Raw genomic sequence first — 18,041 nt, 5'->3', positions numbered from 1 at the left:
CTCGCAGATCGTCACATTAACCGGACTGGTCGGTGCGGCAGGTGCTGCAAGAATTGTCAGCGTTACAGGAGTTCTTGTCAAACTCTCGCACTCTGTCTCATTATTCACTGATGCTGCGTAGTAGGTGATTGTTCCTACTGTGCTCAGGCTTGGACTTTCTGTAGTCACATCTCCATCTGCTGTGGTGTACCATACAATGCTGAAGCCTTGTGGTACTGTAGCATTTGCAGTGATAGACTCTGCATCCCCCTCGCAGATCGTCACATTAACCGGACTGGTCGGTGCGGCAGGTGCTGGGTTGATAGTTACAGTCACTTCAGCCATCTCACTTTCACATTCCCCTTCTTTGAATTGGGTGATGTAAAAACTTTCATTACCAGCTGAGGAGGTTGAAACCGTCGGAGCTCCCTGAAGCGGATTCATTTCAGAATCATACCAAGTGATAGTATAATCCCCTGTTGGGGTCACTAGTAATGGCTGATCGCCAGAACCCTCGCAGAAATCAAAAGTCTGCGGATTGGGGGTAGGTGATTGTTGAGGTTGAATTATTATTACTGATGTTGTAGCAGTACATTCTCTAGCATCCGTAACTAAGACTGTATATGTGCCTGCAGACAAACCAGTTTGATCCTCTGCTTCGACGACTAATCCATTACCATCAAGGGTACTCCATAAAAAAGTATAGTCTCCATCTCCACCTAAAACAGTTATATCAATGGAACCAGTCGAGTTAATTGAACAATCATCATCCTCTGTATTTGATATAGTCAATGACAATTGATCATTAACAATAACTTCTTTGGAAAATGATTTTACCACTCCTGATTTGGTGGATGTTAACGTAACTGTGTAAGTCCCTGCTGAAGCATACGTATGGGTAGGATTCATCTGAGTTGAAGTATTTCCATTACCAAAACTCCATAAATAAGTTGCCGAAACTGCTGGGTCACCACCTGTAGTCAAATTAGTAAAAGCAACATTTCTGTTTTGGCAAAAAGTCTGGAAACTAAAATTGCTAACAAGCGGTGTGTTAACAACGAGGCCTGTTGGATTGTAATAACACTGAGAATTCTGCAGTCTTGGAGTACAATTGCCAGTTCCGGCATTTCCAGTGGTCCAAGTCATGTAAATATTTTTTATTTCTAACTTATCACCATATTCCCAGGTAAAGTCATCAATGTAATAAAACAAACCGTCCTGAGTGGGAACTTTAACTCCCCCAAATAAGCAAAGTGTTCGAGTACTCCCGTCTTTTACTCCATTGATAAACACATCAAATTGAGCATACAAATTGTATGCGTTAGAGGTGCTACCTCCAAATTTTACCCATATCTCTCCAGGAATCTCGTCTCCAATTTCTAAATTATTAGGGTTAAACGGACTTGGAAAAGGAATCCCGCCTTCATCTCGAAATTGAATTTCTGAAATAGTAACGTTGTTTTGAGGACAGCCTGGTGGATTAGCTGGATTAATTACAATTGGAACTGTCCCTACAATTTGCCCTTGGGAATAACCCGAAGAGGGGAAAAGGAAACTGCCTCCCAAAATTAAAAGAAAAACTAAAAGCAACTTGAAAAGCGCATTATTTGAATTTCCTTCAAAAAATCCACTTTGGGGCGGCAGAATATTTGTCTGACAATTGAATGGCTTGTCCATATAATTAAAGTTTAAAATTTTCGAGTTTGTAGACGTTTTGCGATAATTTGTCTTTTTACTTTTCTTAAAAATCTGATTTCCAGTACTATATTTCTTGAAATCGATTTTAACCAATTTTATTTTCTCTTTTTGAACTTCAAAAACTCCCGATTTTACATCCTTATTTAAAGAGCTGAAATTCTTGAAATCATTTTTATGCCATAAAAATACACTTTAATGTTTTTCATATCCAAATTATTTTGCAAAAAAAATTATTTGTAATGCATTTTTTTTTATTTGAAATATTTTTTGTCGTCAAAATCACACAGGATTTATCTAGCGCTTTCTTGGTTTTATTCAATTTTTTAAAGTTTAAAGTTAATTTGTATTGAGATTTTAGGACGATTCCGTGAAACCCAAAACTTTACCCAACAATTGAAAAAAATTTATTCTAAAAAATTATTTTGAACATTCGAATTATTATTAGACTTTCCCTGTGAGCGGATAATCAGATTAATCATCCCAATCCCGACCTTTAGGCTTACAATTATCTTCGAAAAAATAGCCCCTAATTCCAATGCTGAACCCAATCCCAAACCAAATTGATCGTTTGGATTTCCAAAAAACTTTTTCCGATCATCAAGAGACTGCTGTCAGATGGAGATCATCAACTTTGGAGGAAAGATCAGCTCGACTCGTAAAACTCCGAAACTGGATCAAAGAAAATCAAAACCTTATCCGCAAGGCACTATGGGAGGATTTCAGGAAACCGGAGCCTGAGGTAGATCTCAGCGAAATCTTTCCCGTCACCTCAGAAATCAATCATACCTTAAGGAATTTAAAGGACTGGATGAAGCCTAAGAGTGTGAGTACTCCACTTTCAATGATCGGGACTAGTGGAAAAATACACTTCGAACCCAAAGGAACGGCTTTGATAATTTCCCCTTGGAATTTTCCATTCAATCTGACGGTCGGTCCACTTGTTTCAGCACTTGCTGCGGGTTGTACTGCCATCATCAAACCCTCTGAACTTTCACCTGCTACCTCTTTTTTGATCCAAAAAATGGTCAAAGCAGTATTTCCAACCAATGAAGTTGAAGTATTTCTCGGGGAAGTGGAAGAGTCACAGGCCCTACTTAGGTTGCCTTTCGATCATATCTTTTTCACTGGAAGCCCTGCAGTGGGCAAAATCGTAATGAAAGCTGCGGCTGAGCACCTTAGCTCAGTCACTTTAGAATTGGGAGGAAAATCTCCTGCCATAATTGACGCTTCGGCTGACCTGAATGATGCCGCGGGGAAACTGATCTGGGGGAAATTTGTGAATTGTGGGCAAACTTGCATTGCGCCGGATTACATCCTGGTACATGAATCCCAAAAGGAGCGACTGCTCATGGAACTCAAAGTTTTTCTTCAGAAATTCTATGATCCAGCTTTTAAAGGAATCGAAAACTCAAGGGATTATGCGAGAATTATTGGACCCAAGCATTTTGAAAGGTTAAGTGATCACCTGGAAGACGCAATTTCAAAAGGTGCTACCCTGGATTTTGGAGGGAAAACAGACAAGTCTTCATTTTATTTCGAACCCACTATTCTTACTTCTATCAGTGAAGACATGAGTGTATTTCAAGGAGAAATATTCGGACCGATTTTACCTATCCTAACCTTTTCCACAATTGAAGAAGCAATTGGAATGGTCAATTCTAAACCAAAACCACTGGCCCTTTATTATTTCGGAAAGGAATCTGAGAATTCGGAGAAAGTAGTTCGTGAGACAAGTTCAGGAAATGTAGTTCTAAATGACTGCGTAATCCATTTTTTGCATAACAACTTACCCTTTGGCGGCGTGAATAACAGCGGAATAGGCAAAGCACATGGACATGAGGGTTTCCTTGCATTCAGTAATGAAAAAGGCGTTCTAACACAACGAATAGGCCTCAACAATGTCACTTTATTAAGGCCTCCATATGGTGTGAAAGCCAAACAAATCATTTCCACTTTAATCAAATGGTTTTAAGCGATGAAACATTATATTTTTAAATCCTTTTTATATTTCAGCGTTGCGGCTTTTCTGGTTTTCTCGGCATGTACGCCTGATTCTGAACCAGATTTTCTAATCGCAAAAGAACTGCTAAATGAATCTTATGGTGCTGATGTCAAACAAAATATGGACGTCTACTTACCTGCAGGCAGGACTCAAGCTGAAACCCCACTCCTTATATATATCCATGGAGGAGGCTGGATAGACGGAGACAAAAGTGAATTCCTACAGGTAAAACCCATTTTGGAAAGTCAATTTCCCGGTTATGCTTTTGCTTCATTAAACTATAGGCTCTACGATTTCGCTACCGGAAACAATGGAATAATAGAGCAAGAGAAGGATATAATCCGAGCCTTTGAGTACATCGAAAGTAAACTCGTAGAATGGAATATTTCTGATGATTTTATTATTTCCGGAGCCAGTGCCGGCGGTCATCTGGCACTTTTACATGCTTACAAGAATAACACTTCAGACCTCAAGGCTGCAGTCGTATTCTTCCCACCTACAGAGCTGTCAGAACTTTATAAATTCAATAATTTTACTGCCTTGGGTTTAACGGCACTGTTGGGAGGCACTCCAGCTACGGCGAGTAAAAACTATCAAGATACCAGCCCGATTAGCCATATTGATTCCAAAGACGTTCCTACGATTTTTTTCCATGGGGATCGGGATACAGTAGTCCCCATTAGCCAAAGTCAACTCTTGGAACAAAAGTTGAAAAGTGAAAAGGTAAGGCATCAATTCACTGTGGTTCAAGGGCAGGGCCATGGATTTACCCCTGCCACCAACGTCGCGCTACTCAAAGAAGCAAAAGAATTTATAGGAGAGTTTTAAAGAAAAAAACCCCGGCAAATGCCGGGGTTACCAATGCTTTTTCAGACTCTTTGAAGTCCCGTAGAATGTGCCATCGATTTAATGGCGTTTACTACTTTTTCCGATGGCTGCAGGCGAACCTGGTCCAATTGCTCTATCGTGCTCAGCATCTCCACGTATTCTTGCATCAGGGATTGGTCGCTATGCAAGGCTTGCATCAAGAGTTCTTGTTCTACCTCGGGCATTTCCTGATAGATGTATCGTACCAGGTCATTTGGGGTAAAAGATTTTATCATAGGCAAAGTTTAGTTGTTTCATTTTCTTCCTGAGGTGGATCAGCGCGTATCGCATTCTTCCCAAGGCTGTGTTAATACTCACTCCGGTCTGATCAGCAATCTCCTGAAAACTCATATCCAGGTAATGACGCATGACCAAAACTTCTTTTTGAGCTTCAGGAAGCTCTTCAATCAATTTTTTTACCATCTCCAAAGTCTCCTCCCTTACGCGAAGATCCTCAATCGAGGATTCCGCAAACTGGAGAGAATTGAAAATATTTGATCCATCTTCCATCAAGATGGTCGGGTATCGTTTGGCCTTTCGGAAATAATCAATGGCCAGATTATGTGCAATACGCATCAACCAAGGCTGAAACTTCCCCTCCTCACTGTACCGGTCTGAATGGATTGTCTGGACGACTTTCACAAACACATCCTGGAGCAAATCCTCCGCAACAGCCTGATCCTTGACGATCAGATATATTGTGGTAAAAACTTTACTTTGGTATCGATCTACCAAATGATCAAAGGCTGCCTCGCTGCCATTTCGATACTGAGCTATCAACTCGCTGTCCTGTGGACCTATTCGCTTACTCATTTTAAGTTGGTTTATAAACAACGTAGAAGTCTAAGCCATAGTATCTGTTAAGAGTGAGCGATATAAAAAACTGAAATTTTACTGAGGATTATATTCAAGCAGACCAATCTAAGTCGTTTTTTGAATACTTGTCAAGTGAGTACTTAAATTCAAGCGAAAGTTTGGAAAAAAATTGTTTCACAAACTTTTATTTTAAATAAAACCCGGTTTTATCAATCAAATTGCAATTGTCAATGCCAAAAAAATTACGGCAAATACTATTTGTAAACTCTTTTACCTGCTTGAAAACCCTAAAAATCCCCTTCAATCCTTATCTTCGTAATCGGATCAAGAAATAGAAATTACAATGGATTTAAGCGGAAAAATAATCAACCAACTACCGGAAGTAGGAGGAAATTCAAAAACTGGAAATGCCTGGAGAAAGCAGGAGTTTATACTCGAAACCGGTGGACAATACCCGAAAAAAGTATGTGTATCTCTATGGGGGGATAAAATTGATCAATTTGGATTGAAAGTGGGTGAGCAAGTTACGCTAGGAATCGATGTGGAAAGTAGGGAATATAATGGGCGTTGGTATACAGAAGTAAAAGCCTACAAAGTGGATCGAACTTCCGGAGGAGGCGCAGCAGCCCCTATGCCGGAGATGGACACATTTTATTCCGAAAGCGAAGAGGACAAACTTCCTTTTTAAGGAAAATAATTCTCGGCTTTTTTAAACTTGACTTTTCGATGTGGGACGATTTTGAAGAAAATGAAGAGGATGATGATGAGAGTGAATTTGATCCGAAGACACATCGGGACCAAATTTACTCCCATCCTCTAATGAAAAAAGGTAAAGAAATTGTATCCCTTACGCATGCGCTAGTCGGAAGTCTGGATGAGGCGCGAAGGGAACTTTATGGAGGCATGATGTTGGAAGATGCTATGGTGATGTGTGCCAAATTTGCCGGTGCAGAGGGAGTCAAAGACTACATCCTCAAAATGGAAAATGCCACCGTCATGAAAGTTCACGCCAGACATCTCAACTCCATGACATACCAGCTCGCTATGGAGGAAACCCATGCAGAGGAACATCTGGACTTATTGAGAGAAGCCATTGAAGAATTTAAAAACCTCTTTGTAGTATGGGTAAAGGGCTTCGATTCTACGGATAAATTTGATGACGGCTGGGGTTTGTTCCTATAGACTGGTAGTTTGACTAATTCATTTTTTTTCTTTCTTGGAGAAAAAACTATGAGAAGATTCCCTTTTCTGGGGTTTGCCTTTGCAATTTTGGCGTGTTCAAAAAGCCAACAGCTATTCAATACTTTGAGCTTACGGATTTAATTACAGATACGCTTTATCTTGAAAAGGACACTTTAACCAAGGAATTGGGTAGTACTTTCGCCTACTTTGAAACTGACTCCGGTCAGGTATTACTGACTTTTCGGGATAATAGATTGCTTTTTTTAAATACGAAAGTCTCGACATCGATACTCATTCTAAAAAAATCTTGAGAACTGTAAGGATCAAAGGACCAACTATTGAAAATCCTGATCAGAAGAAACATCGCTTATTAGTATTTGACTATGCCCTTTCGCCTGAAGCTGAATTGGAATTCAATACTGATCAAATAGGATTTTATGGATTCAATACCCCGAAAGGTTATGCCGTTCTCCTCCGCACAAAAACAACCGACGATCTAGTTGCCTTTGCAATATTAGATTTTTCCAAAATTAACCCATAAAAAAAAGCGAGACTTACTCAGTCTCGCTTTTTACCAGTTGTAATTCGATTTCTTCACCAGATTCATCTAGAAATCTGTATTCCGTCACGGGTAGAGAAGAATCTCTGATCAGTTTTATCCATTTGTAATACTTGAAAAACCACCTCATCCTCTGGCTAATCAGGCCTTGGGTGAAGTATGCGTGCAGATAGGGATGCAGCCCAATTTGAATTTTAGCCACGTTTTGGATGGTGGCAATATGCTCTAGGTCATGCTCCAACTTATCGGCGATCAGGATCGAAGCCTGAATCTTGCCGGTTCCGTTGCAAGCCGGGCAAGTTTCCTTAGTCACAATGTTGACTTCCGGTCTTACCCGCTGTCGGGTGATCTGCATGAGCCCAAATTTGCTCAGTGGCAATACAGTATGCTTGGACCTATCTAACTTCATCTCCAGCATCATCACTTCATAGATGGCTTTTTTATTGTCAGCCTTCTTCATGTCAATGAAGTCTACGACGATGATTCCACCCATATCCCGGAGGCGGAGCTGTCTGGCAATTTCTTTAGCGGCGGCCATATTGGTTTTCAACGCTGTTGATTCCTGGTCGCTTTCTTGGTTGGATTTGTTGCCGCTGTTGACGTCTATGACGTGCAGTGCTTCGGTGTGTTCAATGATGACATAGCCGCCTTGAGGCAAGCTCACCGTCTGTCCAAACAAGCTTTTGATTTGCTTTTCGATTCCAAAACTTTCAAATAGCTTGACTTTACCGTTGTAAAGCTTTACAATTTTTTCTTTTTCAGGGACAATTGACCTGATGTAGGATCTGATCTGATCGTAAGTTGACTCTTCTTCTACGGTGATTGCGTCGAATGATTCGTTGAGTAGGTCCCTGATTAATGAGGAAGCCATACTCATCTCTCCGATGATTTTGTCCCGGCTCTTGGCTTTCAGCAATTTTTTCATCCCCTCTTCCCAAGTATCGAGAAGATTTCGAAGGTCTTTATCGAGTTCCGTCACGGACTGTCCTTCGGCCACAGTACGGATGATTACTCCGAAGTTGGCGGGTTTAATTGAATTGATGAGTCTAAGAAGCCTTTTGCGCTCATCGTTGCTGCGGATTTTCTTGGATACATTGACTGTATCGGAGAAGGGTACCAGCACGAGAAAGCGACCGGGCAGAGAGAGCTCGCAAGAAAGTCGGGGGCCTTTGGTTGAAATTGGCTCTTTGACGACCTGAACCAACACTTGATTGGTCTTAGATAGAACTTTCTCGATTTTGCCGATTTTGTCTATTTCAGGTTCGTTTTCGAAGCCTTTTAGCAGATAATTGTTGTAGTTGTTGTTGCGTACCATTTTGGTAAACTTCAACATCGAGTTGACATTTGGCCCGAGGTCTTGGTAATGAAGAAAGGCGTCTTTCTCATAGCCTACATCGATAAATGCAGCATTGAGACCATTGACGATCTTCCGTACCGTTCCCAGATAAATGTCACCTACTTTGAACTGATTGTTCATCCCTTCGGAATGAAGCTCCACCAGTTGTTTATCATGCAGCAGGGCGATCCGACTTCCGTTTTGAGCTGAATCGATTAACAATTCCGTACTCAAAATTTGGTCTTATAATATGTAAATGAACGTGTTGTGTTAATTAAACAGGAAAAGAAGAAGTGGATTACTTCTTCTTATGTCTGTTTTTTCTAAGTCTCTTCTTACGCTTGTGCGTAGCGATCTTATGTCTCTTTCTTTTCTTACCGCAAGGCATAGTTTTTAGATTTTATGGTTTATACTATTAATTTACAGCCGGTCGAGGTAGGTCTGAACACTTTCCAAAATCATCGGATCTTGGGTCATTTTCTTTACTGCCTCAAACTGAGCTTTCGCTTTATTCTTTTCTTTAGACTCAAAATAGCTAACAGCCAAGTAAAATTGACCCTGAAGATTGTCGGGGTGATATTTAATCAACTCCTCAAATCGCTCAGCTGCACGCTTATATTGACCAGATTGCATGGATAGAATTCCCATGTTAAACAAGCCATCTTCATTTTGGGGATCAGCTTCGAGGATTTCCCTCATCATGGTGATACCCTGCATTGGATTGGCCGAAGATACATAAGTCATCGCCACTTTGGTTTTCAAATCCAGTCGATTTGGATCTTTTTCCAAAACCTGATTTAAATACCCCCTCGTCTTTTCAGCTAGATTTTCCACTTTAGTTTTATCCAAGGCAAAGGAAAATGCCTCATAATATGCTTTACCGGCGTCTTCTTTCAAGGCTAAATCTGAAGGATTTAGATAAGCCGCTTCACCAAGAAAATAGGCTGCGCTGTCAAACATTCCTTCATTTTGATAAATTGAAGCAAGTGCTTTTGCCGCTTCGATTTTTTCAGGTGATCCTTCTGCTGAGGCTAAAGTTGATTTTAATTGATCAGCTTGGGAGCGATTGTCAGAAGAAAGCTCATTCTCATGCATTTTAGATACCTCCATTTTGGAAGTCTCCGGGGCATTTGGATCCTCAACAGCCGTGGTACCTGCCTTATTGTCGACAACGACCTTAGGCAAAGCGTACAGTCCTATTACGGCACCTACCGCTAAAATAATGAGAATGAGCTGAGTTTTTTTCATGGTAATATCGCCTCAGACTTAGTCTTGGGGAGCCAATTCCTTGATTTTCTTACTGTTTTTGATTTTCTCGATAAACACTTTAGATGGCTTAAAAGCCGGAATATAGTGCTCATCAATAACGATAGCCGTATTTTTGGAGATATTACGGGCGATTTTCTTAGCTCTTTTCTTATTGATAAAGCTGCCAAAACCTCTTACGTAAATGTTTTCTCCATCAGCCATGGAATCCTTCACTACTTTGAAGAACGCCTCAATGGCTTGTGTTACATCGTCCTTCTGGATTCCTGTTTTGTCTGAAATCTTGGTGATTACTTCTGCTTTTGTCACAGTGTTTTTAATTTAGAAATTACGAAATAAGCTTAACAACCTATTAACCAAGTGTTTTTGGGACTGCAAATGTACGAGAACCAACTCAATTAAAAAACATATTCAAAAAAATTACCTTGGTTTATACTTGAAATATTTTCCACAAATGAATCATAAAACTACTGAAAATCAAGCCTTTTCTTTCCAAATAATTTCTTGGTATAGAGCAAATCCAAGGGAACTTCCATGGAGAGGGATGGATAATCCTTACAAAATCTGGCTATCAGAAATCATTCTTCAGCAGACTCGTGTTGCCCAGGGCATACCTTATTATTATGCTTTTTCGGAAGCTTATCCTACCGTTAAAGACCTTGCAATGGCTCCTGAATCGGAAGTACTCAGACTTTGGCAGGGATTAGGCTATTATAGCCGAGCCAGAAACCTCCATAATTGTGCTAAATATATCTGTGATAAACTTGACGGGAGATTTCCGGACAACTACAAGGATCTACTCTTATTAAAGGGTGTTGGGAGCTACACCGCGGCTGCAATCGCCAGTTTTGCTTATAATGAAGCCAAGGCGGTGGTCGATGGGAATGTGTTTAGAGTATTAGCGAGGTATTATGGAATCGAAACTGACATTGCTACGGGTAAGGCAAAAAAACAATTTGAGGCGCTTGCGGACGAATTGATTCCACAACAAAATCCTGGAGAATTCAATCAGGCAATGATGGATTTTGGTGCAAGGCTTTGTGTCCCTAAAAATCCTGACTGTGCAAATTGCCCGTTAATTTCAACTTGCTTTGCTTTTCAAAAGGGCTTAGTGAAAGATTTACCGGTAAAAATCAATAAGACAAAAGTAAAAGAGCGGAGTCTTCATTATTTCGTGATTCGGTGCGGAAAAAATTGGGTTTGGAAAAAACGGGCTTCCGGAGACATCTGGGAAGGACTGCATGATTTTCCTTTGGAAGAAAAAACCAGCACTGAGTTCGCCAAACTTGCATTCCCCACTTCGGAAATTCCGGAATCCATCCCAAAGAAATACCGACATATTTTGTCACACCAAAAACTTAATGCTAGTTTTTCTAAACTTGAAATTCCTGTCAACAAATACCCCGAATTGTCTGATTGGTGCGAAAATGAAGGATATTTCTTGGTTTCCGAAAATGAAATTGAGGCCTTGGCTAAACCCAAATTGATTGTAAACTTTTTGAACGATCAAGGGATTTGAGTAACTTCAATTCTTTTAATTTTTCAACCTAAACAAATAAAATTATGGCAGGAGTAAACAAAGTGATTCTAGTGGGTAACCTTGGGGCAGATCCCGAGGTAAAATATCTCGAAGGTGACAAAGCGGTGGCTAAACTTCGGTTGGCTACGACTGAATCTTACAAAGACCGAAACGGCAACCGAGTAGATCAGACGGAATGGCATGATCTTGAAATGTGGGATGGTCAGGCCAAAATAGCTGAACAATACCTTAAAAAAGGCTCGCAGCTCTACGTCGAGGGAAAAATCAAAACAGATTCTTGGCAGGATGAACAAGGACAAAACAGGTATAGGACAAAAATCCGGGTTTTGAGTTTCACAATGCTGGGAGGAAAACCTGAGGGAATGGGCGGAGGCCAAGCCCCTACTGCCGCCCCTGCTGCAAATCCAAAACCTGCCGCTACTAGTGGAGGGGACTCAAATTCGAACCCAGATTTAGTGCTGGACGATGCTGATGATGATTTGCCATTTTAAATGATACTTAATTCCCCTGAAGTTGATTTTCAGGGGAATTGCTTAATTTTGCCACGAACATCTTTTCGCCTACATGGACGACCCCTATCCGAGTTACTACCTGATTGCACAGATTATCGAGCCTTCATTTAGTTATTTCTTTATCAATGGATTGATTTTGGTTCTTCTATTGATAGGGTCAGCCCTCGCCTCTGGTTCGGAAGTGGCATTTTTCTCCCTGACCAATGATGAAATCGCCTCACTCCAAGATTCGGAAAATAAAAGGGGGAGACGGGTTGCCAACCTTTTGGCAAATCCCAAAAAATTATTAAGTACCATTCTGATACTTAATAATCTAATTAACATTGGCATTGTCACCCTGACCACTTTTGTTTCGTGGTCACTTTTTGGGATGAACGCTACCGGCATTATTGTGATTTTGATCCAGACTGTAGGGATTACTTTTGCCATCGTATTCTTTGGTGAAATCGTACCAAAAGTTTACGCAAATCAGTCAAGAATCCCTTTTGCACTCACTTTAGCACCAATCCTTAGTCTTTTCTCTTCGATTCTTCAGCCCCTTTCCTGGTTTTTGATGGCTTTTAGCAACCTGGTTGAAAAACGCGTGGAGTTAAAGGGCTTCTCTCTATCTGTTGATGAACTCCACCAGGCCCTTGAATTGACCACCGAGGATACGCCCAATGAAGAAAAAGACATTCTCAGAGGAATTGTAAATTTTGGAACACTCTCGGTAAAACAAGTGATGCGAAGCCGCCTGGACATCACCGCTATTGATGTTGAAATGGATTTCCATGAGTTGATGGACAAAATCAACAAGAGTGGCTATTCCAGAATTCCGGTTTTTGAGGAGACCATTGACAATATATTGGGTGTATTATATATCAAAGACCTTCTCCCCTTTATCGAAAAAGATGAGGATTTTGCATGGAAGGACTTGATTCGCAAAAGCTTCTTTGTGCCGGAGACCAAAAAAGTGGATGTGCTTCTCAAAGATTTCCAAAAGATGCGTGTTCACATGGCCATAGTGGTGGACGAATATGGCGGCACTTCAGGCCTGGTTACTTTGGAAGATTTGATCGAAGAAATCATCGGAGAGATCAATGATGAATTCGACGATACCAATGATATATTCTTTCAGGAACTTGACAATGACACCTTTATTTTTGAAGGAAAGGTATCATTGAATGACTTTTGTAAGAAGTTGGATTTAGATTCTCAAATATTTGAAGAAGTAAAAGGTGAAAGCGAATCTCTCGGGGGATTACTTCTTGAATTAAACTCAAAGCTCCCTAAGAATGGGACTAAAATCAAATTTGAGGATTTTGAATTTACAGTGCTGGCAGTGGACGCTCGCAAAATCAAAAAAGTCAAAGTACATCTCAGCAATGGCGAAAAGGACAGTTCGGCTCCTTTTACTGACTAACCATGAATTTTTATAATATTTGGATTTACTTTTATTATTCAGAATATTATACTGTATTTAAAAATTTCATATCGAAAGCTCACTATCAGCTAATTTTTTCTGGAATAAAAATTTAAAAAAAAATCAATTTTTTTTAAAAAACCGATTCCTTAACTTTTTACATCTAAATGTCTTAAAGTGGCTTGATTTTTTACAACAAAAGCTGCAATGGTCATTTGTAACTGTCAATAATCGAAACTTTTTGGGTCAAAATCGGTTTTGCTAAAAATCTAATAAAGCCGGATATTATCAATAATACTTCATAATTAAGCCATTTTTATTGCCTAAATTTTAACAAAAGAATTTTTTTTTGTACTTTTTGGAAATTTTGAACCTATTAAATTAACAAAGAATGCAAGAAGGTTTGTATCGATCGGAGTTTGAGCATGACTCCTGCGGTATTGGTGCGGTAGTCGACTTGAGTAATATACCGTCTCATGAGACAATCAGCGATGCCTTATATATGCTAAGTAATATGGAGCACCGTGGCGGAAGGGGATCAGACCCGAAAACCGGCGACGGTGCCGGTATTTCTATACAAGTCCCGCATCAATTTCTCAATGACGTCACAGCACGAACGGAAATTAATCTCCCTGAGCCTGGATTTTATGGCGTAGGTATGACCTTTTTTCCCAAGAATAAGCAGCTTTATCATCGCTCCAAAGAATTACTCAATCAACTGATTGAAGAAATGGACTTCAATCTGATTGGGTATCGACAGGTACCTGTTGATGAAACGATTCCGGGATCCGGGGCTTTGGAAGTCATGCCAAATATTGAGCAGCTTTTTGTAAGCCACAAACAAGGCCTGACTGGTCTTGAACTTGAGCGAAAACTCTATGTATTACGGAACTTTGCAACCTCTGAGATAAACACGAAGATCCCCGGTGTAAATCATGCCTTTTATTTTGCAAGTCTCAGCAGTCTGACCCTTGTATATAAAGGTCAATTGAGAACAGATCAAGTTTTGCCTTTCTACAAAGATCTTCAAAACCCAAGAATAGAATCGGCTTTTGCCATTGTTCACTCTAGATTCTCGACCAATACCTTTCCAAATTGGAGACTCGCTCAGCCCTTCAGATTTCTGTCCCATAACGGTGAGATAAATACAATCCGGGGAAACCTGAATAAAATGAAGTCCAAAGAAGCCTTGATGAAGTCCAAGTTCTTCACAGATGAAGAGCTCGCCAAGCTGATGCCTATCACAAATAAGCTCAACTCGGACTCTGCCAATTTGGATGCCATGGTAGAATTGCTGACGCTCAGTGGCCGATCATTGCCGCATGCCATGATGATGCTTGTGCCCGAAGCTTGGCAAGACAATGAGGTGATGGACCGGGATAGAAAGGCATTTTATAAATTTCACGCCTCACTGGTAGAGCCTTGGGATGGGCCTGCGGCTTTGCTTTTCACAGACGGAAAGTCAGTAGGGGCTACTTTGGACCGAAACGGTCTACGTCCACTTCGCTACTTCATCACAAGAGACAATCGGCTGGTGCTTTCTTCAGAGGCTGGTGCTTTGCCTATTCGCGAAGCTACAATTACTGAAAAGGGAAGAATAAGCCCGGGAAGAATGCTTTGGGCTGATCTTGAAAAAGGGCGTGTACTATTCGATGAGGAAGTAAAAGGAGAAATCTGCCGTCGTCAACCCTACGAAAAGTGGGTAAACGAACAGCGAACCAAACTTCGGTTTGTTCCAGATCCTGAGGAATTATCACATCCTTACTCCACGGAAAATATCAAAAAGCGTCAAACTGTCTTTGGTTACACTTCTGAAGAGCAAAAAGTGATACTTGGCCCCATGGGCGACACTGGATATGAAGCCATTGGTTCGATGGGAGCAGATACGCCTTTAGCAGTCTTATCAAAGCAAAGTCAACATATTTCCAACTACTTTAAGCAGCTTTTCGCGCAAGTCAGCAATCCTCCTATCGATCCTATTCGGGAGCGATTGGTTATGTCATTGTTCACCCGAATCGGAGAGGGGCACAACATCTTGGATGAAAGTCCAATCCATACCAAGCAGATTCACATTTCACAGCCGGTTTTGCTCAATGAGGATCTGGAAAAAATCACCCGAATGGAGCACTTGGGCTATCGCACAAAAAAACTCTACGGACACTTCATCGCTGATCACAAGCCCGGAAGACTTCTTGAAGCATTAGATAAACTCTGTCGGGAGGCAGAAGAAGCTATTCATGCTGGTAAAAATGTCCTGATTCTTTCTGACAGAAACAGTTCGGAAGAATTAGCTCCGATTCCTTCACTGCTTGCAATTGGAGCAGTTCACCAACATTTGGTGATAAAGAAAATCCGAACACGTGCGGGAATTGTCCTTGAGTCAGCTGATATCCGAGAAGTTCATCACTTTGCCACTGCCATTGGATATGGTGTTTCAGCGATCAACCCCTATCTCGCTTTGGAGTCCTTATTGGATATGTTCGAAAAAGGCCAATTGAAGAAGGTAAAAGATCAAAGCACGTTGTTCGCGAATTACCAGGATGCAATTGGAAAGGGACTTTTGAAAGTTCTTTCAAAAATGGGTATCTCCACGCTTCAATCGTACCAAGGATCTCAAATTTTTGAGGCATTGGGCCTAGGTCCAGAGGTCATAGATCGTTGTTTCAAGGGCACAATTTCCCGAATCAGCGGTATTTCATTCGATGATCTGGCTGAAGAAGTGTTAATCCGTCATCATGCAGCACACGAAACTCACAGTCCGATTTTGGAGACTGGTGGAGTCTATCAATGGAAAAGAAGAGGGGAAAAACATATGTTCAACCCGGAAACTATCCATTTACTTCAAAAATCTACCCGACTTGGAGATTTCGAACTCTATAAAAAGTTCGCCACCAAAATCAACGAGCAGACAAAGGATGCTTTAACGCTCAGGGGCTTATTTGAATTCAAGAAAAGGATCAGTGTGTCCATCGAGGAGGTAGAACCCGCAGAAAACATCATGAGGCGTTTTGCTACTGGTGCGATGTCATTTGGCTCTATTTCCCATGAAGCGCATGCCACTTTGGCTATCGCCATGAACCGAATCGGAGCGAAGAGTAACTCCGGCGAAGGGGGAGAAGATGAAATACGATACAATATAAAGCCGAATGGGGATTGGGAACGCTCTGCTATTAAGCAGGTGGCTTCAGGACGCTTCGGAGTCACCAGTCACTACCTGACTAATGCAGCCGAACTTCAAATCAAAATGGCTCAAGGTGCCAAGCCTGGAGAAGGTGGACAACTTCCTGGTCATAAAGTGGATGAATGGATCGGAAGAGTAAGACATTCCACGCCTGGAGTAGGCTTGATTTCACCTCCTCCACACCACGATATTTATTCTATTGAAGACTTAGCACAGCTGATTTTCGATTTGAAAAATGCAAATCGAAAGGCTCGAATCAATGTGAAATTGGTGTCTCAGGCTGGAGTGGGGACAGTAGCAGCAGGTGTTGCAAAAGCGGCTGCTGATGTGATTCTCATTTCAGGTGCCGATGGCGGTACGGGAGCATCTCCTTTAAGCTCAATCCGACATGCTGGATTGCCTTGGGAACTTGGACTGTCTGAAGCACATCAAACTTTAGTAAAAAACAACCTCAGAAGCCGTGTTGTCCTTCAGACGGACGGACAGCTTCGCACAGGACGTGACTTGGCAATAGCCACACTGCTGGGCGCTGAAGAATGGGGAATTGCCACCGGTGCACTGGTCGTCGAAGGCTGTATCATGATGCGAAAATGTCATCTTAACACTTGTCCAGTGGGCATAGCTACTCAAGATCCTGAACTGCGGAAGCTCTTCACCGGAGATCCCGACCATGTGGTTAACTATTTCAAATTCCTAATCCAGGATTTGAGAGAGATCATGGCTTCACTTGGATTCCGTACAGTGGATGAAATGGTAGGACAAAGTCAGGTACTTCAGTCTACAGGACATTTGAATCACTGGAAGTGGGATAAAGTCGATCTTTCTCCAATTTTCCATAAAGTGGAGGTACCGGATCACGTGGGTATCCACAAGCAGATCGATCAGGAATTTGAACTAAAAAAGGTTCTTGACCGCCAATTGATCAAAACCGCAACTGCAGCTTTGGAACAGGCGATTCCTGTCACCGGCAATTTTCAAATCAAGAACATCGACAGATCGGTAGGAGCGATGCTTTCCAACGAGATTTCCAAAATCTACGGAGGTGCAGGATTACCCGAAGATACTGTTCACTTCAAATTCACTGGGTCTGCGGGCCAAACTTTCGGTGGATTCCTTGCAAAGGGTGTGAACTTCGAATTGGAAGGTGAGGCTAACGACTACTTTGGAAAAGGGCTTTCGGGCGGCAAACTGATCGTCTACCCAAGTAGAAATGCACGCTTTGCCCCTGAAGAAAACATTATCATCGGAAATGTGGCCTTCTATGGTGCCACCTCCGGAGAGGCTTATATTAATGGAAAAGGCGGCGAACGCTTTTGTGTAAGAAACTCAGGTGTAAAAACTGTAATTGAAGGGATCGGAGATCACGGCTGTGAATACATGACCGGAGGATTAATGATTAATCTCGGTGAAATCGGCCGAAATTTCGCGGCCGGTATGAGTGGTGGCATTGCCTATATACTCAAGGACTACATCACTGAAATAAACAGTGAAATGGTGGACATTGACATCCTTGAAGAAGAAGACTTTGCCACAATCAAAGCCTATATCAAGCGCCACGTCAAACTGACCAACAGCGGACTGGGTCAGCGATTCTTGGAAAACTGGGGCAAAACAAAAGAGCAGTTCATCAAGGTAATTCCGAGAGATTATAAGGCGGTTTTACAAAAAAGATCACAAGAACAAGTTAAATCACTGGTGTAA

Annotated in this window: 15 protein-coding genes; 9 read left to right on the top strand and 6 right to left on the bottom strand. The window is 41.4% G+C overall.

From position 1 onward, the window contains the following. A partial coding sequence (locus BLQ81_RS23035; RefSeq protein WP_317042035.1) for an Ig-like domain-containing protein occupies positions 1 to 1,770 on the bottom strand: 1,770 nt, incomplete at its 3' end. A 442-nt stretch (positions 1,771 to 2,212) separates the two neighbouring features. On the opposite strand from BLQ81_RS23035, the gene BLQ81_RS18145 reads away from it, so the two are divergent. Together BLQ81_RS18145 and BLQ81_RS18140 are read left to right on the top strand one after the other, a co-directional pair. Next, positions 2,213 to 3,649, top strand: coding sequence for an aldehyde dehydrogenase family protein (locus BLQ81_RS18145; RefSeq protein ID WP_092733216.1), 1,437 nt, complete (start codon positions 2,213 to 2,215; stop codon positions 3,647 to 3,649). A gap of 3 nt (positions 3,650 to 3,652) precedes the next feature. Next, positions 3,653 to 4,507: an alpha/beta hydrolase gene (locus tag BLQ81_RS18140; protein WP_092733213.1), complete on the top strand. Its 855-nt coding sequence runs from the start codon at positions 3,653 to 3,655 to the stop codon at positions 4,505 to 4,507. 41 nt (positions 4,508 to 4,548) lie between these two features. Here the strand turns inward: BLQ81_RS18140 and BLQ81_RS18135 are convergent, their stop codons facing one another. Both BLQ81_RS18135 and BLQ81_RS18130 read right to left on the bottom strand, forming a co-directional pair. Further along, positions 4,549 to 4,782, bottom strand: coding sequence for a hypothetical protein (locus BLQ81_RS18135; RefSeq protein WP_092733210.1), 234 nt, complete (start codon positions 4,780 to 4,782; stop codon positions 4,549 to 4,551). Further along, a complete protein-coding gene (locus BLQ81_RS18130) occupies positions 4,757 to 5,359 on the bottom strand; it encodes an RNA polymerase sigma factor (protein ID WP_092733207.1) in 603 nt (200 codons plus the stop codon). The genes BLQ81_RS18135 and BLQ81_RS18130 overlap by 26 nt, the downstream gene beginning before the upstream one ends. Before the next feature lie 346 nt (positions 5,360 to 5,705). Here BLQ81_RS18130 and BLQ81_RS18125 point away from each other — a divergent pair, with 346 nt between their 5' ends. The 3 genes from BLQ81_RS18125 (at position 5,706) to BLQ81_RS18110 (ending at position 7,085) form a co-directional block, all read left to right on the top strand. Beyond that, the gene (locus tag BLQ81_RS18125; protein WP_092733204.1) at positions 5,706 to 6,050 is read left to right on the top strand and encodes a DUF3127 domain-containing protein; all 345 of its coding nucleotides are present in this window, start codon (positions 5,706 to 5,708) and stop codon (positions 6,048 to 6,050) included. Positions 6,051 to 6,088: 38 nt separating this feature from the next. Continuing rightward, entirely contained in the window at positions 6,089 to 6,544 is a 456-nt protein-coding gene (locus BLQ81_RS18120) for a hypothetical protein (protein ID WP_092733201.1), read from the top strand. Between the two features lie 307 nt (positions 6,545 to 6,851). Continuing rightward, a complete protein-coding gene (locus BLQ81_RS18110) occupies positions 6,852 to 7,085 on the top strand; it encodes a hypothetical protein (protein ID WP_092733194.1) in 234 nt (77 codons plus the stop codon). A 13-nt stretch (positions 7,086 to 7,098) separates the two neighbouring features. Here the strand turns inward: BLQ81_RS18110 and BLQ81_RS18105 are convergent, their stop codons facing one another. The 3 genes from BLQ81_RS18105 to BLQ81_RS18095 all read right to left on the bottom strand — a co-directional run bounded on the left by BLQ81_RS18105 (position 7,099) and on the right by BLQ81_RS18095 (position 10,014). Beyond that, on the bottom strand, positions 7,099 to 8,673 hold the full coding sequence (locus tag BLQ81_RS18105; protein WP_092733191.1) for an Rne/Rng family ribonuclease: 1,575 nt from the start codon (positions 8,671 to 8,673) through the stop codon (positions 7,099 to 7,101). Positions 8,674 to 8,859: 186 nt separating this feature from the next. Beyond that, entirely contained in the window at positions 8,860 to 9,687 is an 828-nt protein-coding gene (locus BLQ81_RS18100) for a tetratricopeptide repeat protein (RefSeq protein WP_092733188.1), read from the bottom strand. Positions 9,688 to 9,705: 18 nt separating this feature from the next. Then, positions 9,706 to 10,014 carry an HU family DNA-binding protein gene (locus BLQ81_RS18095; protein WP_092733185.1) on the bottom strand — a complete coding sequence of 103 codons (309 nt, stop codon included), beginning with the start codon at positions 10,012 to 10,014 and terminating at the stop codon, positions 9,706 to 9,708. Between the two features lie 145 nt (positions 10,015 to 10,159). Here BLQ81_RS18095 and mutY point away from each other — a divergent pair, with 145 nt between their 5' ends. From mutY to gltB, 4 genes are all read left to right on the top strand, one after another. After that, positions 10,160 to 11,224 carry an A/G-specific adenine glycosylase gene (mutY, locus tag BLQ81_RS18090; RefSeq protein ID WP_092733182.1) on the top strand — a complete coding sequence of 355 codons (1,065 nt, stop codon included), beginning with the start codon at positions 10,160 to 10,162 and terminating at the stop codon, positions 11,222 to 11,224. Positions 11,225 to 11,268: 44 nt separating this feature from the next. Next, on the top strand, positions 11,269 to 11,736 hold the full coding sequence (locus BLQ81_RS18085) for a single-stranded DNA-binding protein (protein ID WP_092733179.1): 468 nt from the start codon (positions 11,269 to 11,271) through the stop codon (positions 11,734 to 11,736). Positions 11,737 to 11,809: 73 nt separating this feature from the next. Further along, positions 11,810 to 13,159, top strand: a complete 1,350-nt coding sequence (gene gldE, locus BLQ81_RS18080; protein WP_092733175.1) for a gliding motility-associated protein GldE — start codon at positions 11,810 to 11,812, stop codon at positions 13,157 to 13,159. A gap of 391 nt (positions 13,160 to 13,550) precedes the next feature. Further along, positions 13,551 to 18,041 carry a glutamate synthase large subunit gene (gene gltB / locus BLQ81_RS18075; RefSeq protein WP_092733172.1) on the top strand — a complete coding sequence of 1,497 codons (4,491 nt, stop codon included), beginning with the start codon at positions 13,551 to 13,553 and terminating at the stop codon, positions 18,039 to 18,041.

The organism is Algoriphagus alkaliphilus, assembly GCF_900103735.1.
Taxonomy (GTDB): domain Bacteria; phylum Bacteroidota; class Bacteroidia; order Cytophagales; family Cyclobacteriaceae; genus Algoriphagus; species Algoriphagus alkaliphilus.
This window is presented reverse-complemented; position numbering and strand designations above follow the sequence as displayed.